This window comes from Rhizobium sp. SEMIA4064, from assembly GCF_003025035.1.
GTDB classification, from domain to species: Bacteria; Pseudomonadota; Alphaproteobacteria; order Rhizobiales; family Rhizobiaceae; genus Rhizobium; species Rhizobium paranaense.
Window position 1 is genome coordinate 401935 of record NZ_PYJN01000022.1, and the last position, 26834, is coordinate 428768.

15 protein-coding genes are annotated in these 26834 nt (G+C 60.4%); 1 reads left to right on the forward strand and 14 read right to left on the reverse strand.

The genetic code is table 11. The annotated features are described in order from the left end of the window. Nucleotides 1-16: 16 nt before the first annotated feature. Complete coding sequence (pyc, locus tag C9E91_RS19140) at nucleotides 17-3478, reverse strand: pyruvate carboxylase (protein ID WP_107109838.1); 3462 nt, start codon at nucleotides 3476-3478, stop codon at nucleotides 17-19. A 118-nt stretch (nucleotides 3479-3596) separates the two neighbouring features. Then, entirely contained in the window at nucleotides 3597-4337 is a 741-nt protein-coding gene (locus C9E91_RS19145; RefSeq protein ID WP_107109839.1) for a helix-turn-helix transcriptional regulator, read from the reverse strand. A gap of 367 nt (nucleotides 4338-4704) precedes the next feature. Between C9E91_RS19145 and C9E91_RS19150 the strand changes: the two genes are divergently transcribed. Then, nucleotides 4705-6474: a glucan ABC transporter ATP-binding protein/ permease gene (locus C9E91_RS19150; protein ID WP_107109840.1), complete on the forward strand. Its 1770-nt coding sequence runs from the start codon at nucleotides 4705-4707 to the stop codon at nucleotides 6472-6474. 448 nt (nucleotides 6475-6922) lie between these two features. Here the strand turns inward: C9E91_RS19150 and C9E91_RS19155 are convergent, their stop codons facing one another. The 12 genes from C9E91_RS19155 to C9E91_RS19205 all read right to left on the reverse strand — a co-directional run bounded on the left by C9E91_RS19155 (nucleotide 6923) and on the right by C9E91_RS19205 (nucleotide 26676). Further along, nucleotides 6923-8014 carry a porin gene (locus C9E91_RS19155; protein WP_107109841.1) on the reverse strand — a complete coding sequence of 364 codons (1092 nt, stop codon included), beginning with the start codon at nucleotides 8012-8014 and terminating at the stop codon, nucleotides 6923-6925. Nucleotides 8015-8357: 343 nt separating this feature from the next. Beyond that, a complete protein-coding gene (locus C9E91_RS19160) occupies nucleotides 8358-9572 on the reverse strand; it encodes an OpgC family protein (protein WP_107109842.1) in 1215 nt (404 codons plus the stop codon). A 191-nt stretch (nucleotides 9573-9763) separates the two neighbouring features. Then, entirely contained in the window at nucleotides 9764-18274 is an 8511-nt protein-coding gene (locus C9E91_RS19165; protein WP_107109843.1) for a glycoside hydrolase family 94 protein, read from the reverse strand. A gap of 424 nt (nucleotides 18275-18698) precedes the next feature. Beyond that, the gene (locus tag C9E91_RS19170) at nucleotides 18699-19382 is read right to left on the reverse strand and encodes a helix-turn-helix domain-containing protein (RefSeq protein ID WP_210318822.1); all 684 of its coding nucleotides are present in this window, start codon (nucleotides 19380-19382) and stop codon (nucleotides 18699-18701) included. A gap of 274 nt (nucleotides 19383-19656) precedes the next feature. After that, nucleotides 19657-19815, reverse strand: a complete 159-nt coding sequence (locus C9E91_RS19870; RefSeq protein WP_181316113.1) for a hypothetical protein — start codon at nucleotides 19813-19815, stop codon at nucleotides 19657-19659. Between the two features lie 167 nt (nucleotides 19816-19982). Next, nucleotides 19983-20177, reverse strand: coding sequence for a hypothetical protein (locus tag C9E91_RS19175; protein ID WP_107109844.1), 195 nt, complete (start codon nucleotides 20175-20177; stop codon nucleotides 19983-19985). 164 nt (nucleotides 20178-20341) lie between these two features. Next, nucleotides 20342-21091, reverse strand: a complete 750-nt coding sequence (locus C9E91_RS19180; protein WP_107109845.1) for an ABC transporter ATP-binding protein — start codon at nucleotides 21089-21091, stop codon at nucleotides 20342-20344. Next, nucleotides 21088-21921 (reverse strand): ABC transporter ATP-binding protein, encoded by an 834-nt coding sequence (locus C9E91_RS19185; protein ID WP_107109846.1) that lies wholly within the window; start codon nucleotides 21919-21921, stop codon nucleotides 21088-21090. Before C9E91_RS19185 ends, C9E91_RS19180 begins: the two co-directional genes overlap by 4 nt. Beyond that, entirely contained in the window at nucleotides 21918-22844 is a 927-nt protein-coding gene (locus tag C9E91_RS19190; RefSeq protein WP_107109847.1) for an ABC transporter permease, read from the reverse strand. Before C9E91_RS19190 ends, C9E91_RS19185 begins: the two co-directional genes overlap by 4 nt. Beyond that, nucleotides 22841-23908 carry an ABC transporter permease gene (locus C9E91_RS19195; protein ID WP_107109848.1) on the reverse strand — a complete coding sequence of 356 codons (1068 nt, stop codon included), beginning with the start codon at nucleotides 23906-23908 and terminating at the stop codon, nucleotides 22841-22843. The genes C9E91_RS19190 and C9E91_RS19195 overlap by 4 nt, the downstream gene beginning before the upstream one ends. A 21-nt stretch (nucleotides 23909-23929) precedes the next feature. Further along, the gene (locus C9E91_RS19200; RefSeq protein WP_107109849.1) at nucleotides 23930-25570 is read right to left on the reverse strand and encodes an ABC transporter substrate-binding protein; all 1641 of its coding nucleotides are present in this window, start codon (nucleotides 25568-25570) and stop codon (nucleotides 23930-23932) included. Between the two features lie 38 nt (nucleotides 25571-25608). Beyond that, nucleotides 25609-26676 carry a dipeptidase gene (locus tag C9E91_RS19205; RefSeq protein ID WP_107109850.1) on the reverse strand — a complete coding sequence of 356 codons (1068 nt, stop codon included), beginning with the start codon at nucleotides 26674-26676 and terminating at the stop codon, nucleotides 25609-25611. Nucleotides 26677-26834: the final 158 nt, after the last annotated feature.

Here is a 26834-nt window from a genome sequence, read left to right on the forward strand (position 1 = left end):
GTTTCGCTATGGACGTTCAAGCCCCGTAAACCACCAGCAGGTCCTTGGCGTCGATCTGGTCGCCGGCGCGGACGAGGACTTCGGCGATGGTGCCGTCTTTCTCCGCATGCAGGGCCGTTTCCATCTTCATCGCCTCGATGGAGACCAACACGTCGCCGGCCTTGATCTCCTGGCCGGGTGTGACGAAAACCGTCGAGATGACGCCCGGCATCGGTGCGCCGACATGGGCGGCATTGCCGACTTCGGCCTTGCGGCGGATGGCACTGCCCGACGCACCATGGGCACGGTCCGGCACCTTGATGCGGCGCGGCTGGCCGTTGAGTTCGAAGAACACGGTGACCATACCCTTGTCATCGGTGGCCGTCATTGCCTGGTTGACAATGACGAGCGTCTTGCCCTTCTCGATCTCGGCAAACAGCTCGTCGCCTTCCTTCAGACCGTAGAAATAGGCAGGCGTCGACAGGACCGACACCGGACCATAGGTATCGGCGGCCAGCGCATAGTCGGTGAAGACCTTCGGATACATCAGGTAGGAGGCGAATTCGAAGTCGTCGACCTTGCGTTCCAGCTTGGTCTCGATGACCTTGCGTTCGGCATCGAGATCGGCTTCGGCAAGCAGCGAGCCGGGGCGGACCGTATAGGGCTTCTCCCCCTTCAGCGCCTTCTTCTGCAGCGCTGCCGGCCATCCGGACGGCGGCTGGCCGAGATCGCCCTTCAGCATGGAAACAACCGAATCCGGGAAGGCGATGTCCTTGGCGGGATTTTCGACATCGGCAACCGTCAGGTCCTGGGACACCATCATCAGCGCCATGTCGCCGACCACCTTCGAGGACGGCGTCACCTTGACGATGTCGCCGAACATCTGGTTGGCATCAGCATAGGCCTGCGCCACCCGATGCCAGCGGGTCTCGAGACCGAGCGAACGCGCCTGCTCCTTGAGATTGGTGAACTGGCCGCCCGGCATTTCGTGCAGATAAACTTCCGAGGCCGGTCCCTTGAGGTCGCTTTCGAAGGCCGCATATTGATGGCGCACCGCCTCCCAATAGAAGGAGATGCGACGGATCCATTCGGGATCGAGGCCCGGATCGCGCTCGGTGCCCTTGAGCGCTTCGACGATCGAGCCGAGGCAGGGCTGCGAGGTGTTGCCGGAGAGCGCATCCATCGCCGCATCGACCGCATCGACGCCGGCATCGACCGCTGCCAGTACGGTTGCGGCTGCAATGCCCGAGGTGTCGTGCGTGTGGAAGTGGATCGGCAAGCCGGTCGCCTCACGCAGCGCCTTGAACAGCACCTTGGCCGCAGCCGGCTTCAAGAGGCCGGCCATGTCCTTCAGCGCGATGATATGGGCGCCCGCCTTTTCCAGCTCGACGGCGAGATCGGTATAATATTTCAGGTCGTATTTCGGGCGGGCGGAATTGAGGATATCGCCGGTGTAGCAAATCGCTGCTTCACAAAGCTTGTTCTCCTCGGCAATGGCATCCATCGACACGCGCATGTTTTCGACCCAGTTCAGGCAGTCGAAGACGCGGAAGAGGTCGATGCCGCCCTTGGCCGCCTGGCGGACAAAATATTTGACGACATTGTCGGGATAGTTGGTGTAGCCGACGCCGTTGGCGCCGCGCAGCAGCATCTGCAAGAGCAGGTTCGGCGCACCCTCGCGGATCAGCGACAGGCGCTCCCACGGATCTTCGGTCAGGAAGCGCATGGAGACGTCGAAGGTGGCGCCGCCCCAGCATTCCAGCGACAGCAACTGCGGCAGAGCGCGCGCATAGGTGCCGGCGACCCGGGCGATGTCGAAGGTGCGCATGCGGGTGGCAAGCAGCGACTGATGGCCGTCGCGCATCGTCGTGTCGGTCATCAGTACACGCTTTTCGCCGCGCATCCACTCGGCGAATTTCTGCGGGCCGAGCTGATCCAGACGCTGCTTGCTGCCGTCGGGAACCTTACCGTCGATATAGGGCAATACCGGCTCGGCCGCCTTCGGCGACGGCGCCGGCCGGCCGCGGGCTTCCGGATGGCCGTTGACGGTGACGTCGGCGAGATAGGTCAAAAGCTTGGTGGCGCGGTCCTGACGCTTGACCTGCTGGAACAGCTCCGGCGTCGTGTCGATGAAGCGCGTCGTATAGCTGTTATCCTTGAACTTCGGATGGGTGATGATCGCTTCGAGGAAGGTCAGGTTCGTGGCGACGCCGCGGATGCGGAATTCGCGCAGCGCGCGGTCCATGCGGGCAATCGCTTCCGACGGGCTCGGCGCCCATGCCGTCACCTTGACGAGCAGCGGATCGTAATAGCGGGTGATGATGGCGCCGGAATAGGAGGTGCCGCCGTCGAGGCGGATGCCGAAGCCGGAGGCCGAACGATAGGCGGTGATGCGGCCGTAATCCGGAATAAAATTATGCTCCGGATCTTCCGTCGTCACGCGGCACTGCAGGGCATGGCCGTTGAGGCGGATGTCCGCCTGCTTCGGAACGCCCGATTCCGGCGTGCCGATGGCGAAGCCGTCGAGGATATGGATCTGCGCCTTGACGATATCGATGCCGGTGACGACTTCGGTCACCGTATGCTCGACCTGGATGCGCGGATTGACTTCGATGAAGTAGAATTTGCCGGTATCGGCATCCATCAGATATTCGACGGTGCCGGCGCCGACATAGTTCGTGGCTTCAGCGATCTTCAGCGAATAGGCGGCGAGTTCCTGGCGCTGCGCTTCTGTGAGATAGGGTGCCGGTGCACGCTCGACGACCTTCTGATTGCGGCGCTGAACCGAACAGTCACGCTCGAACAGATGCACGACATTGCCGTGCGTGTCGCCCAGCACCTGGCTTTCGACATGGCGGGCGCGCTCGACCAGCTTTTCCAGATAGACCTCATCCTTGCCGAAAGCGGCCATCGCCTCGCGCTTGGCTTCGGTCACTTCCTTGGCGAGATCGGCCTTGGAGCGGATGACGCGCATGCCGCGGCCGCCGCCGCCCCAGGAGGCCTTGAGCATGACCGGATAGCCGATCGCCTCGGCCATCTTGGCAACCTCCGCCATGTCATCCGGCAGCGGCTCGGTGGCCGGCACGACGGGAACGCCGACCGAAATCGCCAGATTGCGGGCTGCCACCTTGTTGCCGAGCTGGCGCATCGTATCGGCGCGCGGGCCGATGAAGATGATGCCGGCGGCATCGCAGGCATCGACGAATTCCGGGCTTTCCGACAGCAAGCCGTAGCCGGGATGGATGGCATCGGCGCCGGACAACTTGGCGACGCGGATGATCTCGTCGATCGACAGATAGCTTTCGATCGGCCCGAGATCGCGGGCCAGATGCGGGCCGCGGCCGACCTGATAACTTTCATCCGCTTTGAAACGATGCAGCGCGAGTTTGTCTTCCTCGGCCCAGATGGCGACTGTTTTTATGCCGAGCTCATTGGCCGCGCGGAACACGCGGATCGCTATCTCGGAACGGTTGGCAACCAGGATCTTGGAAATGGGCAATGCGCTCTCCCTCACGAAGCCGAAAGCGGGCCATGCTGCACCCGCGAAGGGAATTCTTAACTTCTTGTCACAAGAAGTTCAATTTCCCCTGCGACATCCGACATCAAAATAGTTGCCATTACGGAATAAGTCCGTTTCTGAACGCGATGGCAACGATATGCTGGCGGTTTTTGGCGTTCAGCTTATCCTGGATGCTGTTCATATACCAATCGACCGTGTGATTGGAGATCTTGAGCATCCGGCTGATCTCCATGGAGGTCATGCCTTCTGCCAGAAGATTCAACACCTCCGTCTCGCGCCGCGTCAGCTTGACGTCGATTGTAGACGGCTGTTCCAGCGAATGCGCTTCATTGCGCAGCTCCAGTAGCCGCCAGAAGGCTTTTTTCGCCACCGCCTCGAACAGGGAGATTTCGACGGGCGACAGGTCGACCACGTTGCCGCCGATCGTCATGCTGCCGAGCAAGCCGCTGCGTCCATAGATGGGGAAGATGTAGCCATCGATCAGCCCGTTGGCGCGGGCATCGGCCATCATCTGCTCCATGCGCCGGCGCAGCGGATCGCCCTTCAGCGCCGACATGGCTTCGCGCCAGCGAAAAGGCCGTTGCGCCCGGCCGAGATAGCGGATGGTAGGGTCGACAAGCAGGTATTTCTTGGAGACATAAGTGAGGGGCCATTTGTCGGGCCAGCGCCCGGCCAGCATCACCGTCATGGGGTCCGTATTCGGCCGCGGCTGCTTCAGCAGACCATAGAAATCGAACTTATAGGACCTAAGAACCAGCTCCAGTTCCGCCACGACATTCTTGGCAAGCTTGCATTCTTCAATGACCACAAGCAATTGTATTAAGGAATGAATATTCACATATACCCCCTGGCCTAAAAGCCTGGTCGTTCGTCAGCAGATGCCGCCCGCATTTCCCGCGAGCCTCCGAGGCGGCTGATGGCGCGCAAACATAATCGGATCGAAATTAAATTAAACGTCTTTGGCGAAAAATTTTGTGATCAACCCTGAATAGCAACCACATCGCCGCCCGACAATGCCATGATATAAACTATTCTCAAATTGTCGCATTTTCCTGACAACCGATTGCACGCCCCTGCAGCACCCGGCAAAACGCCAAAAAATTCGCCTGAAAAAACAGTGTAGGATTCCGTTAATCGCCGGTTCAGGAACCAATCTGTAGCATCCGAGCATTCCGTATTTCGCAGATGCACAGAGGGTGCCAGACGTGTCGCTGTTCAAAGTCTATGCAAGAGCCCTGAAGTATCTTGGCGCGTATCGATATCGCGTCTGGATGGTTGTCATTGCAAACATCGCATTGGCGATGACGACTATTTACGAGCCGGTTCTGTTCGGCCGCATCTTCGACGCCATTGCCAAAAAGCAGGCTGCGGCGCCGACGATGATGCTGTGGGCTGGTTTCGCCGTCTTCAGTGCGGTTGCCTTCATCGTCGTTTCCCGCGAGGCGGATCGTCTTGCCCATGGACGCCGCGCCTCGCTGCTGACCGAAGCGTTCAGCCGCATCATCTCCATGCCGCTCTCCTGGCATAGCCAGCGCGGCACGGCGAGTGCGTTGAACACGCTGCTGCGCGCTTGCGAAGCCCTCTTCGGTCTGTGGCTCGAATTCATGCGCAACCATCTGACGACGGCAGTCGCTCTCATCGTGATGATCCCGACCGCCATCGCCATGGACCTGCGCCTGTCGGCCGTTCTCATCCTGCTCGGCGTCTTTTACTGGATCATCGGCCGTCTGGTCATGAACCGGACGAAGGATGGCCAGACCTCGGTGGAGAGCCATTACAATACCGTGTTCTCGCACGTCAGCGACTCGATCAGCAACGTCTCGGTGCTGCATAGCTACAACCGTATCGAAGCCGAAACCAAGGCGTTGAAGTCCTTCACCGAACGACTGCTCGCCGCCCAGTATCCGGTTCTCGACTGGTGGGCGCTGGCCGGCGCGCTGAACCGTACGGCTTCGACCGTCGCGATGATGGCGATCCTGATGATCGGTACGCTGCTCGTCCAGGACGGCAGCCTGAGCCTCGGTGCGCTCATCACCTTCATCGCTTTCGCCAACGTGCTGATCGGCCGTCTGGAACAGCTCCGCAACTTCGCCAACCAGATCTTCGAAGCACGCGCCAAGCTAGAAGACTTCTACACGCTGGAAGATTCCGTCCGCGACCGCGAAGAGCCGGCCGGCCTTGCTGAAATCAAGGACGTCAAGGGCGAGGTTGAGTTCCGCAACGTGTCCTTCGGCTTCGGCAATACGTCGCAGGGCCTGCGCAACATCAACTTCACGGTGAAGGCCGGTCAGACGGTCGCCATCGTCGGCCCGACCGGCGCCGGCAAGACGACGCTGGTCAACCTGCTGCAGCGCGTCTTCGACCCGCAGGACGGCCAGATCCTCGTCGACGGCAATGACATCACCAAGGTGACGCGCAAGTCGCTGCGCCGCTACATTGCCACCGTCTTCCAGGATGCCGGCCTGCTGAACCGCTCGATCAGCGACAACATCCGTCTCGGCCGCGAGGGCGCGACGGAAGAGGAAATGGTTCGCGCTGCCGAGGCGGCTGCCGCCAATGACTTCATCGAGAATCGCGAGAGCGGTTACGAGACCCGGGTCGGCGAACGCGGCAACAAGCTCTCCGGCGGCGAGCGCCAGCGTATCGCTATTGCCCGCGCCATCCTCAAGGACGCGCCGATCCTCGTGCTCGACGAGGCGACCAGCGCGCTCGACGTGGAGACCGAGAACCGGGTCAAGGCGGCGATCGACAATCTGCGCCAGAACCGCACGACCTTCATCATCGCTCACCGCCTGTCGACGGTACGCGAGGCCGATATCGTGCTCTTCCTCGACAACGGCCGCGTCATTGAAAACGGCAGCTTCAACGAGCTCAGCCAGAGCAACGGCCGCTTCGCCGCCCTGCTCCGCGCCAGCGGCATCCTGACGGACGACGAAGTCCGCAAGGCACACGCAACGGAAAACGAAGCCGCCTAGCATTTCGCAGGGGCCTAAAGATCGAAGCCGGGAGAGTGATACTCTCCCGGCTTTTTTGTTGCCGAATTTTCGCCAGACGGCATTTGTCAGGCGAGCGCGTTACCGCCGCAGCTTTGTGCCTGGCCCCTCACCCCAACCCTCTCCCCGCTTATGCGGGAGAGGGAGCTTACCGAGCAAAGTCAGCACATTTAGTCCATGGCACAGAGCGTGCCCCAAACACGGAACTGGTCCCCTCTCCCCGCAAGCGGGGAGAGGGCTAGGGTGAGGGGCTCTGCCAAATACCCGGGCCATACCCAAAAACAAGAAAGGCCCGGCAGGGAAAACCGGGCCTTTCTCCTTCTCTGATCGGAGGTCAAATCGGTAGTGGCGTCAAGCTGGAGTTACGGCCGACGTCAAACCGGTAGTGACGGGTCAACCTGGTTATGACCAAGGTCAACCCGGGATCAGATCAGAACTTGCGTTCGAAGCGAAGCACGCCGGCCCACTGGTCCTTGTCGGCCGCATCCCAATCTGTGTAGGAGACTTCCGGCTCGATCAGCAGGTCCTTGACCGGACGCCAAGCGACGTTGGCGGTGGCGGCAAAGATCTTCGAGTCGGTATAGGCTACCTGCGCATTGGCCTGCAGCTTCGGCGTCAATTGATAGCTGGCGCCGGTCCAGAAGGCCCAGTCGCCCCAGCCGCAATCCGCACCATTGGTCGGGCAGGCAGAACGGTTGCTGTTGAGGTAGGACCCGGCATACTTGTTGAGCTTGTCGCCGTCCGTGTTCCAGCCGCCCATCAGGAAGGCCTTGAAGTCACCGAAATCGGCATCGATACGCGCCTTGATGGCGCCTTCCTCGACAATGCTGTCATAGCCGCCGATAACCCGCAGCGTCCATGCACCTGCCTTGTAGCCAGCGCCGGCGACAACGTCGGGAGCATAGTGATCGGCCTTGCCGGTTCGCCATGCGCCGCCGTAGGAGGAGGTGTCGGCGGACGAGTTGGAATCTTCCAGCGAGATCACCGCCGTGAAGCCGTTGCCAGCATCATATTTGTAGGTGAACTGGTTGAGTTCCTTCGGGCCGTCATAGACGACGTCGTCGTTGATGACGTTGCCGGCATAGCCCATGTAGAGATTGTACTGCGAGTCGAGCTTACCGACGGTGAAGCCGGCGAGGCTGATATTGGCCCACAGCAGCTTGGTGGAGGTGCTGCCGCCTTCTTGCCAGTCCCAACGGTAGACGGTGTTGGTCTTCAGCGGGCCGTATTCGGTATCGCTGGCCGTGTCGATGTAGAGCTCGGCGCGGGTGTGCCAGAGCGTACCGTTCCTGCTGTTGGCGTTGTAGGCATCGTACCACTCGCCTTCGGTACGGACGCGGCCGCCGATCTTGAGGCAGGTTTCGGTGCCCGGAATAAAGAAGTAGCCGGCGCCATAGGCGTCGCAAATGCGAACATATTGAAGCGGTTCCGGTTCGGCGGCCACGATGGCGTCAGCCGCCTGCGCCCCCGATACGGCGGCCAGGGCGGCGGCCGAACCGAGAAGAAGACTTCTGATATTCATAGATTACTCCAATCCAGTATCGATTGGGCATGAGTGATCGCGCCGAGAATTCGACGTCCCTACCCCATTCCCGTTTTGACAATCCCCACGAATGCGTCGCGTCCGTTTGGACGCGTATAGCGCCGGGGTGACGGCACTCCCCGAGCGCCCTCACAAACCGGATGTATGTAATTCAATTTTGCACAACAAGATTTTGAGCAATAGAATCTTTGCTGCAGCGCAATGAGCCGCCATTGCGTTGCAGAAAGATCACGTCACACTTCGTTCACATAGCGTCGCAAATCGAATTACCGATATAAATCAGTAAATTATTCGTTGTGGTACCAAATGGCCGCAGAGCCGACTATCGGCGCTTTTCGATTTGCACCGGCAGCGGAATGCTCGCGACAGACGTTGAAAGCGGCCGGCGGCTGGCGCCATCCAGCCGTTTGTGCTCGAGATAATAGGCATAGGCGAACTGCGCGACGAGGCCGACGATGACATAGGCACCGCCGACGGCCGGGTCCTTGTCGGTGACGTAGAGGATCACCTGGCCGGCCATGGCGAGAATCGTGCCCGCAACGAAGATGCTGAGGGAATGCCGCCCGAGGATTGCCAACGGATGATCGGCGGACCGACGCAGCAGCCGCGAAATGGTCGGTAGAGTGATGATGAGATAGGCAAGCGCCAGCACATGCAGCAAGCGCGGCAGCGACAGAAACGTCTTGTCGAAACCGGTGACGACCGTCGGCAGGCCGAACGCCGCGAGATGATCGCCCAGCACCCAGAGCTTGTCGGTGACCCAGATGAAGGACAGGATCACATAGGCGAGCGATAGCGCAAACAGGACCGGATTATAGGATATCCGGCCACCGCGCTTCACATGCATGACGGCAACGAAGCCGATGACGAACAGGAACTGCCAGGAGAGCGGATTGAGGAACCAGAAGCCGTCCAGCAGCATGGTGTGCGGCGCGATCTGATAGATGCCCGCGACCAGCCAGACGCCAGCCGAAACCGAAAGCAGAAGCAGCGGGCTTCGCGCCTCCAGCACCATGATCAGCGGCAGCATCAGGAACAATGCGCCATACATCGGCAGGATGTTGTTGTAACCGATCTGGTGTCCGAGCAGCAGCAGGGCGGCAATGCCGCGGGCGGGATCCATCAGCACGGCGAGGATGTTCACCTCGCAGAGCAGGCCCGCATGCCGGAATATCCAAGCGCCGGAAATGAACAGCACCAGCGTGATGAAAGTGGTGATCATGTGCGCCGTATAGAGCGTGAAGGCGCGCCTGACCGCTTTCCAGGCGATCGACAATCGGTTGCCGGGCTTGAACCGCGTGCCGTAGGCAAGACCGACGGAGATGCCAGAGATCAGCACGAAAGCTTCCGCCCCATCGGAGAAGCCGAAATTCTTGGTGGTCAGCCGCTCAAGGAACTGACCGGGCACATGATTGATGAAGATCGTGATCAGGGCCAAAGCCCTTAGAACATCCAGTCTGGTATCCCGCTGCGCCCCTGGCATCGGCAAGCGCACCGGACTTGCCGAGGCTAGATCGATATTCGCCCTGGAATTCATGGATCTCTCCTGTTCCGACAATCAAATGCGATCGTGGCCAAAGAGTTCCCATTGCTGCGCCCCCGCGCCCCGGAGGGCGCGTAAGGTCGCAGCAACGTTTTTGATGGCGCATAGTTTTTCCGGAAATCGATTCCGACTTTCGGGGCTATGCGCTGGCCCCGATCGTCAAAGCGAAACAGTGCGGGAAAACCCTACTGTCCGATCGGATAGCCCTCTTCGGGATGGGCGATCGCCCTGTCATTCACGGTAACCAAGTATCCCTTAGCATCGGGCGCTTTTGAGACGGAAATACGGTATTTTCCGCTCGGCAGATCGAGGTCCGCCGCAAAACCATCCCACTTCGACGGCAGTGCCGGCTTGACGTAGAGATGGCCGTTTTTGACACGGATACCGAGAATCCCCTCAATTGCTACGCGATAAAGCCATCCGGCCGAGCCCGTGTACCATGTCCAGCCGCCGCGGCCGGTCAATTGCCCCTCGCCATAGACGTCGGCGGCAATGACATAAGGCTCCACACGGTAAGTATCGGCCTGATCACGATTTCGTGCATGGTTCACCGGATTCAGCAGTTCGAAGCAATGCCAGGCATCGTCGCCGCGATTCATTTCCGCCAGTGCCATGACCACCCAGGTAGCGGCATGGGTATACTGGCCACCGTTTTCGCGGACACCCGGCGGGTAGGCCTTGATGTAACCCGGATCTCGCGCCGACTTGGCGAAAGGCGGCGTGAACAGCCGGATGATGCGGTTGTCATCATCGACCAGCTTTTCGAGAACGGCGTTCAGCGCCTTCTCGCCGCGCTCGCGGTCGCCTTGGCCGGAGAGAATATTCCAGGACTGCGCGATCGAATCGATCTGGCATTCGAAATTCTCGTCCGAGCCGAGCGGGCTGCCATCGTCGAAGTAGCCGCGACGATAATGACCGCCATCCCAGCCCGCCGTTTCCAGCGCCTTGCGCAATTCCGGCAGATGCTTCTTCCAGCGCTCGACGCGCTCCTTGTCGCCGCGGGCTTCCGCGTAGGGCAGAAAAGCGTTGAGCGTGCCAGCCAGGAACCAGCCGAGCCAAACGCTTTCACCACGACCCTGGATGCCGACGCGGTTCATGCCGTCGTTCCAGTCGCCGCCGAGGATCAGCGGCAGACCGTTGCCGCCCTTGCGCTTGATCGCGAGATCGAGCGCCAAAGCCGCATGCTCGTAGACGCTGACCTTATCCTGCGACACGGTCGGCTGGTAGAAAACGTCATGCGTGCCGGGCATGAGGGCCGCACCTTCGACGAAGGCAAGCTCTTCATCGAGGAGCGACTTGTCGCCGGTCACGGTGCAATACTGGTCGATGGCATAGGCGAGCCAGACGACATCGTCAGAGATACTCGTGCGTACGCCGGCGCCGCTGCCCGGCAGCCACCAATGCTGCACATCACCTTCGCGGAATTGGCGTTGCGCCGCATTCAGGATCTGGTTGCGGGCAAGCTCCGGTGCGTGCATCAGGAATGCCAGCGTATCCTGCAACTGGTCGCGGAAGCCGAAAGCACCCGACGACTGATAGAAGGCCGTACGTGACAAGATGCGGCAACCGAGGCTCTGGTAGGGAAGCCAGGCATTGATCAGGTTGTCCATCGCCTTGTCCGGCGTCGAGATCTGCAGACGGCCGGTGAAGCCGTCCCAGAAGCCGCGGCTGGCCGAAAGCACGGCCTCGAAATCGGCCTTGCGGATATCGGCAACCAACGCACGCGCCTCTTCGATCGAAGCGGTATCGCCCATATAGAGGCAGATATCCTTCTGCTCGCCGGCTCCGACAGTCAGGTCGAAGGCGAGTGCCGCGCAGGGATCGCCGTCGAGATCGGTGGAGTTGGAGAGGACCGCGCCGGAAACGACCGCTTCCGGCATCTGCACCGTGCCATGGCGGCCGATGAATTCGCGGCGGCTGGCTGAGAAGCTCGAATGTCCTTCGCTCGCCGCCATGAAAGCGACACGCTTGGAATAGTCGATGCTGTAGGCATTGTTGGCAAACAGCGCACCCGTTTCCTCATCCAGCGACGATAGGATGAACGGCCGCGTCTTGTTCGGATTGGTGCCGAGGACCCATTCCGCATAATTGTAGAGCCGCAGCCGGCGGGCGCCGTCGCCCGTATTGCGGATGCGCAGGCGGAAGAGCTTGACCGGACGCTCGCGGTCGACCGTTTGCGTCAGTTCCAGCGCAATGCCGTTTTGCTTGCTCGAGAACACCGAATAGCCAAGCCCGTGACGGGCCTCATATCGCACATTCGGATTGCGCGACAGGCTCGCATAGGGAGTCATGACCGTGTTGCTGTCGAGATCGGTCACGTAAAGCGCCTCGCCCGGACGGTTGATGACCATGTCGTTGGTCCACGGGGTCAACTGATAGTCGCGTGAGTTATGGCTCCAGGTGAAGCCACCGCCTTCGGCCGGCACATGGAAGCCGAAGCGCTCGTTGGAGATGACGTTGATCCACGGCTGCGGCGTCGACTGACCGCCGGCGAGCCGGACGACATATTCGCGGCCATTGTCGGCAAAGCCGCCATAACCGTTCCAGAAGTCCAGATCGTCCTGCGCTTCCAGTTCGTCGGCTGCGAAAACCGATTTCTGCGGCACCATCGGCACGGCAAGACGATTGACCGGCGCCGGCCCATCGGATTGCGCGGAACCGAACAGCGTCGCCGCACGGGCGATTTGATCGACGAGCTTGCCGTTGCGTGCATGGAAGATCACGCGCGAGGCAGCAAGAATCTGCTGGTAAGTCTCCTGCTCGATCAGATCCTTGCGGACCGAGAAGATATTCTGACGCAGCCCTTCGCCCTGATTGTGGCGAATATGCTCGACGAGCTTGTCCAGCTCGCGCTGCATGTCCTGGGCCTGATCGACGGCGCGCTCGTTGACGATCACCAGATCGGCATTGATGCCGCGCGAACGCATATATTCCGCCGCGCTCAGCGCTTCCCTGGCGATTTCGAGATCGATATCGTCATTGATGCGCAGCGTGAAGATCGGGAAATCACCCGAGATCGTCACCGGCCAGAGCGCCGACTGCGAATGCAGGCCAGCCTGAACGGTGGCGCCGTCGGCGCGCAGATGCATATCCGGATAGACGAGATAGCGCGCAAGCTTCTGGAAGGCTGCGGCCTGCTGCGAGGTGACGCCGACATGGCGCATCTGCATCTGCGTGCGCGTCCAGGCCTGCGTGAGCTCGATGCCGAACGTATCGGGATTGCGGTAGCGATCGACCGCCTTGTCGACATCCTCACGATGCGGTGCGGCGATCGTCCAGAAGATCACGCTGACCTTCTTGCCCGCCGGCACGCGCACGACGCGGCGCAGCGAAAGGCAGGCGTCCATGGTGAAGCCATCCGTACCGGAGAGGACTGCACCCGGATCGAAAGCAGCAGCTTCCGCCAGCGTCCGGCCACGGCCGAGGAACTTGCGGCGGTCCGTCTCGAATTCAGTCGGACGCTCGGTGCCGGCATTGTCGACGACCAGGTGGGCGACAGACATGTCAGGCTCGTTATAGTCGCGCTTGTTGCGCTCAGCGCGGATCACATCGCCGCTGCTGCCGATTTCGGTGCGCACGAACATGCGGGCAAAGACCGGATGGCCGGAATCGACGTCATCGCTTGCGATAGCCGGCTCGAGATAGGAGGTCACCTCGATGAAGCGATCCTCCGCGCCCATGTTGAGCAGCGTCACGCGGCGGCCTTCGGCATCGTGTTCGGTTGCGACGATGCACTCGACGTCGCTGGTGAGATCACCCACCGTCTTGCTGTATTCCGCCTTTTCATCGCTGAAGGTGACCTTGACCTTCTCGCCTTCGACGCTGCGCGGCTCGGAGGTGGCCGACCACCACTGGCCGGACGCGGTATCGCGTAGGAAGATGAAGGTGCCCCAACGGTCTTCCGTCGGATCGGCCCGCCAACGCGAGACGGACAAGCCGTTCCAGCGCGAATAACCGGCGCCAGTCGCCGTGAGCATGACGGCATAATGACCGTTGGAGAGGAAGGCGAGTTCGCGGTCCTGCGTGGCCGGATCGGCGATCTTGCGGATTTCCGGACGCAGCATGTCTTCCTGGATATTCGCCGGCTGGTCGCTCTCGTGCTTGGCGGCCATGACCGGGATGTCGCGCGGCGCCTTTTCCTGCAGCAGCAGTTCGGCCGCTTCGATCACCGGATCGGCGTGGAAGAGCTCGCGCAGGCGACCATTGAAGGCGACGTTGGCAATAGCCGCAATCGACATGCCGTGATGGTGGGCATAATAGTTGAAGACCACCGCGCACTTCTTGCCTTCCGGAACGCGGGTCGGCGTGAAGTCGACGGCGTCGTGGAAGCCATAGGTGCCGAGGGCGCCGACCTTGCGCAGCTTCTGCAGGTTTTCGAGCGCCGCTTCCGGCCGGTATTGGCTGGCGAGGATAGAGGCATAAGGCGCGATGACGGCATTCTGGCCGAGGCCGCGCTTCAGGCCGAGCGAAGGCACACCGAAGTTGGTGTACTGGTAGTGCATATAGTGGTCGCGGGCGTTGAACGCCGCTTCCGAAATGCCCCAGGGAATGCCGGCGCCGAGGCGCTTGGCATAGTTCATCTGCTCCTGAACGATCAGATTGTTGGTCTGGTTCAGGATACCGCCCTGACGCTCCTGCATGACGAGCGGCGGCATCAGATATTCGAACATCGAGCCGGACCAGGAAACCAGCGCGCCACGCGAGCCGATCGGCACGACCTGGCGGCCGAGACGATACCAATGCTCCGTCGGCAGGTCGCCCTTGGCGATGGCGAAGAGGCTGGTAAGACGGGCTTCGGACGCCAGCAAGTCGTAGCAGGCGGCATCGAGTTCGTTGGTTTCGACGCGGAAGCCGATGGAAAGCAGGCGCCGTTCCGGGCGGTAGAGGAAACCGAATTCCATACCGAAGGCGGTCTCGCGCATGCGGTCGCGCAGCTTGGCCAGGCGCTGACGCAGCGCATCGACATTGGCGAGATCGAAGACGCTGTCGGCGATATGGCCTTCGCAGACCTTCACCAGCGATTCCGACCAGGTGAGCACCTCGCCGCTCTGCGGCGACTTGACCTCGTGGTCGAGGTTGGCGGCGAGTTTCTGGATATCATGCGCCAGGACGGACAGGTTGATGATGCGGATCGAGGCGAACTCGTGCTCGCGCTTGACGGCCGCCAGAGCGTTGCGGAAGCCGATGATGCGCTCTTCCAGGCGATGGCGCAGCGGACGAACGGTCTTGCGGTCATCCGGCAGTTCGGCAAGCATTTCGCCGAGAATGCCGGCGACATCGCCGATACCGTCGAGGTTGCCCTGCATATGCGCGGAAGGTGCTTCCGCCCAGATGCGGCAGGCCGAAGACACGGCGATCAGATGGCCGGCAAAGTTACCGCTATCGACCGCCGAGACGTAGCGCGCGCCCATCGGCTTCAGCGTATCCGTATGATACCAGTTGCAGAGATGCCCGCGGAATTTCTCGAGCTTCTCGACGGTCGCCATGGTCTTTTCCATGCGATCGATGGTTTCTTCGAAGGAAATCCAGCCGAAATTGCGGGCCGAAATCACCGAGAGCAGGTAGACGCCGATATTGGTCGGCGAGGTACGCGAAGCAACCACCGCATGCGGCGTCTGCTGCACATTGTCCGGCGGCAGGTGGTTCTGCTGCTCGACAACGAAGGTGTCGAAATAACGCCAGGTGCGCCGCGCGATCTTGCGCAGCTCGGCCGAAACGCTTTCCGGCACTTCGAGCTTGTCTTCGGTTTCCGCCGTCTGGCTGACATACCAGGCGATCGCCGGCGACAGAATCCACAGCAGCGCGAAGGGAATGCCGACAAAGAAGGCGTTGTCGCCGGAAAGAGACGCGAAAGCCAATGCCAGCAGCGCCAGCACCGGTGCGTGCCACATGACGCGGTAATGGCCGAGGATCGTCGTCTGGGCAGCCGCCTGGGCGCTGGCCGCCGTGCGCCATTGCAGCATCAGCTTGCGGCTGACGAAGGCACGGTAGAGCGAGCGGCCGATAGCGTCAGCCATGATGCAGGCGCCGTCGGCGATGAAGACGATCCGTAGCGCTACTTGCGCATTGGCGGCACGAATATCCGACCAGACCGTATAGAGATGGGCGCGGGCGACGATATCGCTGGTGCGCGGAATGATGCCGTTGATCAGCGACAGCGTCGGTGCCACGAACAGGCAGAAGATCAGCAGGATCTGCCAGATCAGGGCGGCGAACGGCCCCATGAAATACCAGCCGAGCACGGAGGCGAAGAACCAGGCGATCGGCGTCAGCGAGCGGCGCAGATTGTCCATCATCTTCCAGCGGCCGAGGCCGGTGACACCGCGCTTCGGATTGAAGAGATAGGGAAGCAACTGCCAGTCGCCGCGAGCCCAGCGATGCTGGCGCGAGACTTCGACTTCGTAACGGATCGGGAAATCCTCGACGAGTTCGCAGTCAGTAACTAGGGCGCAGCGCGCCATCGAGCCTTCGAGCAAGTCGTGGCTGAGAACCGCGTTCTCCTCGATCTTGCCCTTCAGCGAAGCTTCGAACGCGTCGACATGATAGAGGCCCTTGCCGGTGAACGTACCTTCCTCGACCAGGTCCTGATAGACGTCGGAGACAGCAAAGACATAGGGGTCGAGACCGCGGTTGACGGAGAAGACGCGCTGGAACACCGAAGCGTCCTTGCCGGTCGTCAGCGACGGGGTGACGCGCGGCTGCAGCACGCCGTAGCCACGCACGACACGCTTGGTTTCAGGATCGAAGACCGGGCGGTTGGTCGGATGATGCAGCTTGCCGACGAGCTTCGTGACCGTGTCGCGCACCAGGCGCGTATCGGAATCGAGCGTCATGACGTATTGCACGTTCTTCGGCACGGTATTGGCGCCGGGCAGGAAGGTCGTGTCGCGGTCGCCGCGCAGCAACAGGTTCAGTTCGTGCAGCTTGCCGCGTTTGCGCTCCCAGCCCATCCAGGCGCCTTCGGCCGGATTGTAGAGGCGGCGGCGATGCAGCAAATAGAAGCGCTGCTTGCCGTCTTCCGCATAGCGGGCCGAGAGATTGGCGACTTCGCGACGGGCGTAATCCAGAATTTCCAGATCGCGTTCGCTCTCTTCTTCCTTGCTGTCCGGCCAGTCGCTCAGCAGCGCGTAATAGACTTCGCCAAGCGGATTGGCGAGATAATGAACTTCGATGTTGCGCACCAGTTCGTCGACGCTGTCGCGATTGGCGATCAATGTCGGCACGACGACCAGCGTGCGGGCCTCTTCCGGAATGCCCTCCTTGAACTCATAGCCGACGAGACGCGCCGGCGTGAGGTACATGGTGACCACGAAGTTGAACAGGCCGGTGGCGCCTTCCGATGCCGGCAGCGAGAACATCAGCAGCAGGATTATGGTTTCAGCCCAGCCCATGCCGGCCTGGATCATGAAATAACCAACGATCCAGAGAGCGATGACGGTGAGCAGAAGAACGGGGGCGGCGATCGCCAGCCAGTTGAACTTGCGCCACTGGCGGACGAAGCGCTGCGACAGCTTCGGGCGGAAGCCGATCGCCTTTTCCAACTTCTCGATCTGCTGGCCGACAATGAAATCGCCGATATTCGGCTCATGCGGCTGCGGCTCGCCCGAGGCCTTGGCCGCTTCGGTCATGGCCATGGCGACCTGGGCGATCTCCATTTCCGTCTTGTCGGAGCGGCGGGCAAGCTTCTCGATGGCGCGGCGATAGCTGTTGCGTGAGCCGGGATCGAGCTTTGCGTAATCGGTCTCGTCCCAGAGCAGCTTGTCGACCGCGCTGACCTCCTCGACCCAGCCCGACCAGTCGGTGTCGTCGATCAGCCGCAGGCTTTTGATGATGTTGCCCATCGTCACATTGCCGGACGACAGGCGGTTATGCTCGGCCATCATGACGGTTTCGGCATCGGTGCCGGCTTCCGTCAGGCGCCTTTCCAGCCAGGTGACGGCAAGGCCAGAGGTATGCGAGCCATCGCGCAGGCGATAGAGGAACTGCGTGGCGAAGGTATTGTCTGATGTATAGGGCTCGAGCGTCCTCAGGAACTCGGTGACCTTGGCGTCGTCATTGAGGCGAATGAGCTCATCGACCGCGGCGTTGGCCTTCTTGCGCGTCAGGCGGCTCTGCTCGACGCGGCTGGAGATGCGACGCAGATTGTCGACGAGAACATAGCGCACCAGCGACGGAACCGCCCAGAGTTCACCGATCTTCAGCATCTCGTGCGACTGGAAGCCTTCGACGAGCGCCAGCAGGCCCTGGTTGGATACGGTGCTGTGCGTGTGGGCGACATAGAGCCAGGCAAGCGCCAGCGTGCGCGGCATCACCATGCCGTCTATGGTGATCTTCTGCAGTTGATCGTAGTACTTCTTCGGGAAATCGCGGCGGACTTCCTGGATCGCTTCCTCGATGATGTAGTGGTTGTCGAGCAGCCATTCGGCCGCAGGTGTGATCGATTCGCCGGCGTCGACGTCGGCATTGGCCGAACGATAGACGCGCAGGATCTCTTTTTCGTTCTCCTTGTGCCGGTCGAAGAAATCGAAGGACGCAAAGCCCGGCAGCTTCGTCGCAGCGCCGTTGCGGGCGAAGATCGCACCGCATTCCCGGATCTGATCGTTGGAGAAGTAGGTGGCACGGATCGAATCGTTATGATCGATCTGCTTGGCTTCAGAATCGCGCGGCGGAACAGTGGAGAGATTTTGAGATGTCATGGATTCGTGTTCTGGGTCCAAACAGAGTGACAGGCATTGTCGCCTTTAACGTCTCTTGTCCTGCCTCACACAACTATTCATGCATTTGGACCCTTTGCTTCGCTTCCCGGCGTGCGAAGGGGATGAATTCGAAGTGGCGGCTTAGAACAAACGTATTCAGGCGAAGATTTTCACGGCCTCTTCGTCAAGATCATGGCAATTTTGCGCCACCATTCGAAACAGGCTTCCGTGAAACTTGAGACGCAACCGGATGATTCCGGCAGCAGTCCGCTCGTGTCAAAGACAATCGATCAAGGTCATGAGGCATTCTCCTTAGGCTGATTTCTTGCGACCGCAAATCGGCAGGGCTTGGTAGGTTGAGCCCTGCATATCCCGCGGAAGATGAACTTAAACTGAACTCCCTCAAAAGATTCGCAAATTCCTCTCAAGAGCCGTTTTTTTCCGGGTAGGAAATGATCGACAGAAAGCGGATCGGCAGACTTGTCAGCACCTCCGGACCATGCGGCGCATCGGCGTCGAAGAACAGGCTGTCGCCGGGCCGCATCGCATAGAGCTTGTCGGCGTGACGGTATTCGACCTCTCCTTCCAGCATATAGATCAATTCCAGCCCTTCATGTTGAAACGCCGGAAAAACATCGGAATTGGCCGTTAGCGTGATGAGATAGGGTTCGACCTGCAATCCGCTAGACCCGTTGGCGATATGGCCGAGCAGATTGTACTGATGACCGGCGCGCGTCCCTCGCCGCTCCATCTCCAAACCCTCGCCGGCCCTGACGAAGACGGCGTTGCGTTTTTCTTCGAAACGCCGGAATAGCGATGTGACAGGCACACCGAGCGCCCGAGCCAGGGCCTGCAATGTGGTGAGAGACGGCGACGTGTTGCCGTTTTCGATCTTTGAGAGCATGCCGAGCGATATGCCGGTTGCCGAGGCAAGATCGGCGCCGGTGATGCCGAGCTTCTTGCGAAAGGCACGAACCTCGTGGCCGATCGCCAATTCGAGATTATTCTCCTTGGCGTCGCGTACGGCATGCGAATCCTGGTTCAGGACCGCCTTCACGTCGAGAGCACCACTCCGCCTGCTGCTGCGCCCAGCCCCCACCTTGGTCATGCTTCCGCCCCACTGTACTTTGTGTTTTGGCGGAGCTTACTGTTTTCATGAAGCGCATTCTATTGGGCGCAAGAAATTTTCTTTGCCCAGCAAAGTTTTGACAACGGTGGGAAAGAAGAGTTGCCGTAAGGTAAGGTTTCAACTTGGAACAAATAGGAATGTAATGGTAACCGTCAGGAAACAGAGAGGGGATGACCATCATCCTACAGCGCGCCGCAACGGCAGGCGCAAGATATGACCGATCAATGCCGGTCATATCATTCTTGCGGCGCGCTTAGATAACGATGCCGCAGACGATTGCAGCGATAAAGACAAACGCGGCTGAAAACAGCGCAACGTGGATCGCAGTCTGAATCTTGCTCCGCGTCGTTGCTACGCGCTTAGAACCGTCGAACTGATTCACATGCGTATTAGACATACCCAAATTCGCCATGTGTTGCCTCCGTTCGTTATTTTTTCGATGTTTTGCGGGCGAGTTCACGCCCGACATTCATACAATCCCTATCAATTAGGTAGAGATGGTTTTTCTTCCAGAGGCCAACGAAGGAAAAAATAAACCACTGGATGACGGTCGGGCTCGAAAGATCAGCAAAGCCGAAATCAGCAGAGAATACGGCGAGCCCAGATCAAAGTGCGCTCTACGGCGCTTACTTCGGGTTCGGGAGCCGCAGCTTCGGTCGGACCGATCTGACGGCGGCTCTTTTCTTCCGGCAGAGTGACGGCCAACGCGTCCTCCTCTTTCGCCGGCTGTGGCGGATGAAGATAACCCATGGTCATGCCACCCATGAAAAACATGCCTGCCTCCACTCGTGTATGACCCGTAACAGGGATCACGAAAGTTAACCGCCATTAATGGGATCATGACAGAATTGCGGCACGAGTCAATAGTCTATACGATTGGTCGTCTTTTAAGCGCTGCTTAACTAAAAGAGTGTTGAAGACACAACGAATACAGCTAGTTAGGCGCGGACAAAACCCTTGCTCGCAATCATCAGGTTGCGCGTGTAGTCCTGCTTGACATCGCCAGCCGCCAATTCTTTTGCGCTCAGACGCTCGACGACGGCGCCATTCTGCATCACCACCAGACGTTCGCACATATGCGTGACGACGCCGAGATCGTGGCTGACCATGACGAAAGTCAGGTGACGATCCCTGCGCACCTGCTCCAGCAGATTGAGCACTTCCGCCTGCACGGAAGCGTCCAGCGCCGAGGTCGGCTCGTCGAGCAACAGGATCGACGGCTCGACAATCAAGGCCCGGGCGATCGCCACGCGCTGACGCTGGCCGCCCGACAATTGGTGCGGATAGCGAAAACGGAAGCCCGACCCAAGGCCGACTTCGTCGAGCGCCCGGGTGATGCGCGTCTCGCTGTCGCCGATACCGTGGATCGCCAGCGGCTCCAGCAGCAGCCGGTCGATGGTCTGACGCGGGTGCAGCGAACCATAGGGGTCCTGAAACACCATCTGGACCTGGCGATAGAACGCCTTGGCGCGTTTCGCCCCCTTCAGCACCTCGCCATCGACGCGGATTGAGCCGCCGCTGACGGGCGCAAGACCGGCGACGGCGCGTAACAAGGTCGACTTGCCGGAACCGGACTCGCCGACAAGACCGAAGGATTCGCCCTTGTTCACATCGATACTGACCGCATCGAGGGCAGAATAACCGTCATAGACGACGCTGAGGCCGTCGACTGCAAGCGCTGCCGTCATGCCGCCCACTCCGGCTTGCGGTCGAGGACCGGCAGCGGATGGCGGTTCTCACCGATCACGGGCATGCAGTTCAACAGGCCGCGCGTATAGGGATGCTGCGCATTGTTGAGATCGGCAGCCTTCAGTTCCTCGACGATCTTGCCGGCATACATGACGATGACCCGATCACAGAAGGAAGATACCAGCCTCAAATCGTGCGACACGAAAATCAGCCCCATGCCACGTTCCGATACCAGCCTGTCCATGATCCTCAGCACATCGAGCTGCACGGTGACGTCGAGCGCCGAGGTCGGCTCGTCGGCGATCAGCAGTTCCGGCCCGGCGATCAGCATCATCGCGATCATCGCGCGCTGTCCCATGCCGCCGGACACCTCATGCGGATGCAGCTCGTAGACGCGTTTGGGATCGCGGATCTGCACGGCTTCCAGCATGGCCAGCGCACGGTCGCGCGCTTCCGCCTTGCTGACCTTCTCGTGCGTTCGCAGCGTCTCGGTGATCTGCTTGCCGATGGTCATCACCGGGTCGAGCGAATATTTCGGGTCCTGCAGCACCATGGCGATGCGCTTGCCGCGCAGAGACCGGCGCTCCCTGGCCGAGACCGACAGCAGGTCTATGCCGCTGAAGTTCAGCTTGTCCGCCGTGACGATGCCATGTGACGGCGTCAGCCCCATGATGGCGCGGCCGGTCTGCGATTTGCCCGAACCGCTCTCGCCGACGATGCCGAGCCGCTCGCGGCCGAGCGTGAAGGATACGCCGCGCACGGCCTCGATCACGCCGGTGCGGGTAGGATAACGAACCCTGAGGTTCTCGACCGTCAACAATGCCGTCATTGGCCGCTCTCCTTCGGATCGAGCGCATCGCGCAGGCCGTCACCGAGCAGGTTGAAGCCCAGGCTGACGATCAGGATGGCGATACCTGGCATCGCCGCGACCCACCATTGATCGAGATAATATTTGAACCCGGTGGCGATCATCGCGCCCCATTCTGGCAGGGGCGGCTGTGCGCCGAGGCCAAGGAAACCGAGGCCCGCTGCGGTCAGAATGACACCGGCCATATCGAGTGTCACGCGCACGATCACCGAGGAAATGCAAAGCGGCATGATATGGCGAAAAACGATACGCATCGGCGAGGCGCCCATGAGCTGCACGGCGGCGATGTAATCGGAGCGCCGCACTGTCATCGTCTCGGCCCGCGCCAGGCGCGCATAGGGTGGCCAGGAGGTGATGGCGATAGCGATGATGGCATTCTCGATGCCGGGGCCGAGCGCGCCTGCAAAAGCGAGCGCCAGCACCAGTTTCGGAAAGGCGAGGAAAATATCGGTGATGCGCATCAGCACGGTATCGATCCAGCCACCTGCATAGCCAGCTATCATACCGATAAACAGCCCCAACGGCGCCGAAATGATCGCGACGAGCACAACGATATAGAGGGTCCATCGCGACCCATAGATCAAACGGGACAGGATATCGCGCCCGAGATTGTCGGTGCCGAGAAGATAGCCACCAGTGCCGGGCGGTTTCAGATAGGCGTTGGTCAGATCGCCGATCGTTGGCGGATAGGGGGCGATGACATCGGCAAGGGCCGCCACGAGAACGAGGGCGACAATAATCAGCAATCCGAGAACGGCCAGCCGATTGGCGGAAAATTGCCGCCAGGTGACATAGGCGCGCCCGAGGCTCGCCTGCCGGCGCGACTGCGGCCGATCCGACAGCAGCCAGTCACGCCAGGAAAGTTGCGTGGTCCCAGCCGTCATTTACGTCGCGTCCTTGGATCGAGAGTGCGGTAGAGCAAGTCGGAGAGCAGGTTGATCCCGATGAAGACCGTACCGACGATGACCGTGCCGCCGAGCACGGCGTTCATGTCGGCATTTTGCAGCGAACTGGTGATATAGAAACCGATGCCCGGCCAGGAAAAGACGATCTCGGTCAGCACAGAGCCTTCCAGCAATCCGGCATAGGAGAGCGCAATCACCGTGATCAGCGGCACGACGGCACTGCGCAGCGCATGGCCCCAGATCACCCGCGTCTCCGAAAGCCCTTTGGCGCGGGCAGCGACGATATATTCCTGACCCAGCTCGTTCAGCATGAAACTGCGTGTCATCCGGCTGATATAGGCCAGCGAGAAATAGCCGAGCAGCGAGGCCGGCAGAATAATGTGACGGAAGGCATCCCAGAACACATCCCATTGCCCCTGCATGGCACTGTCGAGCAGATAGAAACCAGTGATCGGCGTGAACGTATATTCGAAGGCGATGTCGATGCGGCCAGGATAGGCCACCCAACCCAGCTTGGCGTAGAAGATGACGAGCGACACCATCGCCAGCCAGAACACCGGCACCGAATAGCCGACAAGTCCGATGACACGGACGATCTGGTCGACGAAGCTGTTGCGGCGCACGGCGGCTAGCACACCAAAGGGAACGCCGAAAACCGCGCCGATGATCGTGCCGACGGTCGCAAGCTCCATCGTCGCCGGAAAGACACGCCGGATATCGTCCATCACCGGATTGGTCGTCAGCACGGAGGTACCGAAATCGCCGGTCAGGGCACTCAGCAGATAATAGTAGAACTGCAGATAGAGCGGCTGATCGAGATGCATTTGGCGGCGCAGCCGCTCCAGCACCTGCGCAGGCGCATGGTCGCCGGCAATCGCCAGCGCCGGATCGATCGGGATAACGCGCCCGATGAAAAACGTGACGGCGAGAAGGCCGAGATAGGTCGTGACCGCCACGACGAGGAAGCGCAAAACACCCATCGCAATGGGCGCGGCACGGCCCTTTTTGGGCCGCACCTCCATTTTCCGTTCGACTGTGCTCAAAGAACTAGTCCTATCGGACCATTACTTCGACACTGGCCAGACGAAGTTGGTGTCGAAGCTCGGGCCGAGCTTGAAGTCCTTCACATCCTTGCGATAGCCGGCGACTTCCGTCTGCTGGAACAGGAAGACGAACGGGCTGGCATCCAGGTACTTCTTCTGGATATCTTGATACATGGCGCCGCGCTTGGTGGCGTCGACCTCGAACAGGGCAGCCTTTGTTTCCTTGTCGAGCTCCGGCGTCGTCCAGTCGTTGCGCCAGGCGAGCGTCTTGTTGGTGCCTGCGTCGGAGTTGTCAGGATTGTTCGTGAACGTATCGGCGTTGGAATGGGGGTCCCAATAGTCGTTGCCCCAGTTGCCGAAATAGATGTCGTGGTTACGGGCGCGATACTTGGTGAGCTTCTGCTTGCCGTCGCCGGGAATGATCTCGACCTTGATCCCGGCCTGGCCGAGCGTCTGCTGGATCGAGGTGGCGACACCCGTATCCGGCTCGATGCTGCGCACGTCCATCGTCACGGAGAAGCCATTGGGCAGACCGGCCTTGGCGAGCAGTTCCTTGGCCTTGGCGACATCGAGCTTGAACGGATTTTCATCCAGAGAGCCAAGCATGCCCTTCGGCTCGAAGGTCTGATGGATTTCGCCGATGCCCTTGATCAGCGTCTTGCTGATGGCGTCGTAATCGACCAGGTACTTGAACGCCTGCTGCACTTCCGGCTTGGCAAGGTTCGGGTTCTTCTGGTTGAGGCTGACGTAGTAGATCGTGCCCTTCGGCGCATTGGTGGAGGTAAGTTCAGCGTTCTTCTCGACGGCCGCGAGGTCCGTCGGCGACAGGTTGCGGGCAACGTCGATGTCACCATTCTCCAGCGCCAGGCGCTGTGCGGAGCTTTCCTTCATGAAGCGGTAGATGACGCGCGCAAGCTTCGGCTTTTCGCCGTAATAATTGTCGTTGCGCTCCAGAACGACGGCCTCGTTGGCGCGCCATTCGCGCAGCTTGAACGGACCGGAGCCGGCAAAGCCGGTCTTCAGCCAGCCATTGCCGAAGTCGTTGTCATACTTGTAATCGGCCGACGGTGTCACCGGCTTGACGTGCTGCGTCACCAGCTTCTTGTCGACCACTTCCGCAACGGTCGCCGTCAGGCAGTTCAGCACGAAGCTCGGCGCGTAGGGCTTGTCGACGGTGAAGGTGAAGGTGCTCGGATCGGTCGCTTTCGCCTTTTCCGTGACATTGGCGCCGGTCAGGCCGAACTGAGTGAGGATGAAGGCCGGGCTCTTGTCGAGCTTGACGACGCGCTCAAAAGACCAGGCGACGTCATCGGCGGTGATCGGATTGCCCGAAGCAAACTTCAAGCCGGGCTTCAGCTTGAACGTATAGGTCAGGTGATCGTCGGAAACCGACCAGCTCTCGGCAATATCGCCCTGGATCTTGGAGGTGTCGTTGATATCTAGGCGAACGAGCAGGCTGTAGGTGTTGCCGGTGACTTCGGCAGCGGAGAGTTCGTAGGCTTCGGCCGGGTCCATGCTGAGAATGTCGTCGAAGGCGAAGCCTTCGACCAGCGTGTCCTTCGGCGTCGTGGCGAAGGCGCTCGGCACGGCCATCGTCAAAAGCGAGAGAGCCGCACCGGCCGAAAGGATGCGGAAGCTGCGGTTCATCTTGGTCATCATCATTGTTTTCGTTCCCTTATTTTAGCTTTTGTTACTACGAATCACATACGCGGTCTGCTGCTCTCTCCCCAAGCAGAGGCCAGGATACGAAGCCAGTTCTCCCTGCACAGCTTCACAAGATCGGCTTCACCATAGCCAACGTTCCTGAGCGCAGCAATCAGCTTTTGATTGCCTGCAGCATCGCTGATTTCATGCGGAATCGTCGCCCCGTCGAAGTCCGATCCGAGGCCGACGCAATCGATGCCAACGCGGCTGACGAGGTGGTCGACATGGCGAACCATCACCTCGATCGGCGTGTTGGCATCCGAGCGGCCATCCTCACGCAGCATGGCCGTCGCATAGTTCAGGCCGACGATGCCGCGGCTCTCCCGGATAGCGTCGAGTTGCCTGTCGGTGAGATTGCGAGCGACGGGGGTCAGCGCATGTGCATTGGAATGGCTGGCAACCAGCGGCTGATCCGATGTCTTCGCCACATCCCAGAAGCCCTTTTCGGTGATATGGGCGAGGTCGATGACGATGCCGAGGCGGTTGCATTCGCGCACTAGCGCAAAACCTGCATCCGTCAGGCCCGGCCCTGTATCCGGTGAACTCGGATAGGCGAAGGGTACGCCATGGGCAAAGACGTTGTTGCGGCTCCAGACGGGACCGAGCGAACGCAGGCCGGCCGCGTAGAAGGTTTCAAGCGCGACGAGATCCGCGTCGATCGCCTCGCAGCCTTCCATATGCATCACCGCAGCGAAGATGCCCTTTTCCATGCAATCGCGGATTTCCGCGGTCGAGCGGCAAAGCTTCCAGACACCGGCGCGATCGAGCTTGAGGGCGATCGCTGCCATTTCGAGCGCGATATCGAGCGACGGCGCACGCTCCAGCGGCGGCGAGAGCGGCGTGGCATAGTGGCCGTTGCGGTCGGGATCGGCGAAGACCAGATTTCCGGAGGGGATGTAGATGGCGCAGAGGCCACCGGCCAGCCCACCAGCCTTGGCGCGACGCGCATCGATGTGGCCGGTCGATGCCCCATCCCTGAATTCCGCGACCGGATCGGTTCCGTCGCGGGCATGATTCCAGAGTCTTAAGAGAACGTCGTTATGGCCATCGAATACGGATTGCATTGTCTATCCTGGATAGTGTGCTCGAAGGAGCAGCGGGAAGCGGCCAGAATAGAAAAGATGGCAGGATTCGCCATAGCTAAATGAAAAAAATCTGCATTAGCATAGAATGACGCCGCAAACGAAAAAGGCGGGGGCAAAACCCCCGCCTCGAGATATCA

Excerpts from the sequence above, each read along its gene's own strand:
- C9E91_RS19190 (WP_107109847.1), bottom strand. The coding sequence starts at position 22,844 with ATGACGGCTGGGACCACGCAACTTTCCTGGCGTGACTGGCTGCTGTCG.
- C9E91_RS19155 (WP_107109841.1), bottom strand. The coding sequence starts at position 8,014 with ATGAATATCAGAAGTCTTCTTCTCGGTTCGGCCGCCGCCCTGGCCGCC.
- C9E91_RS19200 (WP_107109849.1), bottom strand. The coding sequence starts at position 25,570 with ATGATGATGACCAAGATGAACCGCAGCTTCCGCATCCTTTCGGCCGGT.
- C9E91_RS19160 (WP_107109842.1), bottom strand. The coding sequence starts at position 9,572 with ATGAATTCCAGGGCGAATATCGATCTAGCCTCGGCAAGTCCGGTGCGC.
- C9E91_RS19165 (WP_107109843.1), bottom strand. The coding sequence starts at position 18,274 with ATGACATCTCAAAATCTCTCCACTGTTCCGCCGCGCGATTCTGAAGCC.
- C9E91_RS19185 (WP_107109846.1), bottom strand. The coding sequence starts at position 21,921 with ATGACGGCATTGTTGACGGTCGAGAACCTCAGGGTTCGTTATCCTACC.
- C9E91_RS19205 (WP_107109850.1), bottom strand. The coding sequence starts at position 26,676 with ATGCAATCCGTATTCGATGGCCATAACGACGTTCTCTTAAGACTCTGG.
- C9E91_RS19870 (WP_181316113.1), bottom strand. The coding sequence starts at position 19,815 with ATGGCGAATTTGGGTATGTCTAATACGCATGTGAATCAGTTCGACGGT.
- C9E91_RS19180 (WP_107109845.1), bottom strand. The coding sequence starts at position 21,091 with ATGACGGCAGCGCTTGCAGTCGACGGCCTCAGCGTCGTCTATGACGGT.
- C9E91_RS19175 (WP_107109844.1), bottom strand. The coding sequence starts at position 20,177 with ATGTTTTTCATGGGTGGCATGACCATGGGTTATCTTCATCCGCCACAG.
- C9E91_RS19170 (WP_210318822.1), bottom strand. The coding sequence starts at position 19,382 with ATGACCAAGGTGGGGGCTGGGCGCAGCAGCAGGCGGAGTGGTGCTCTC.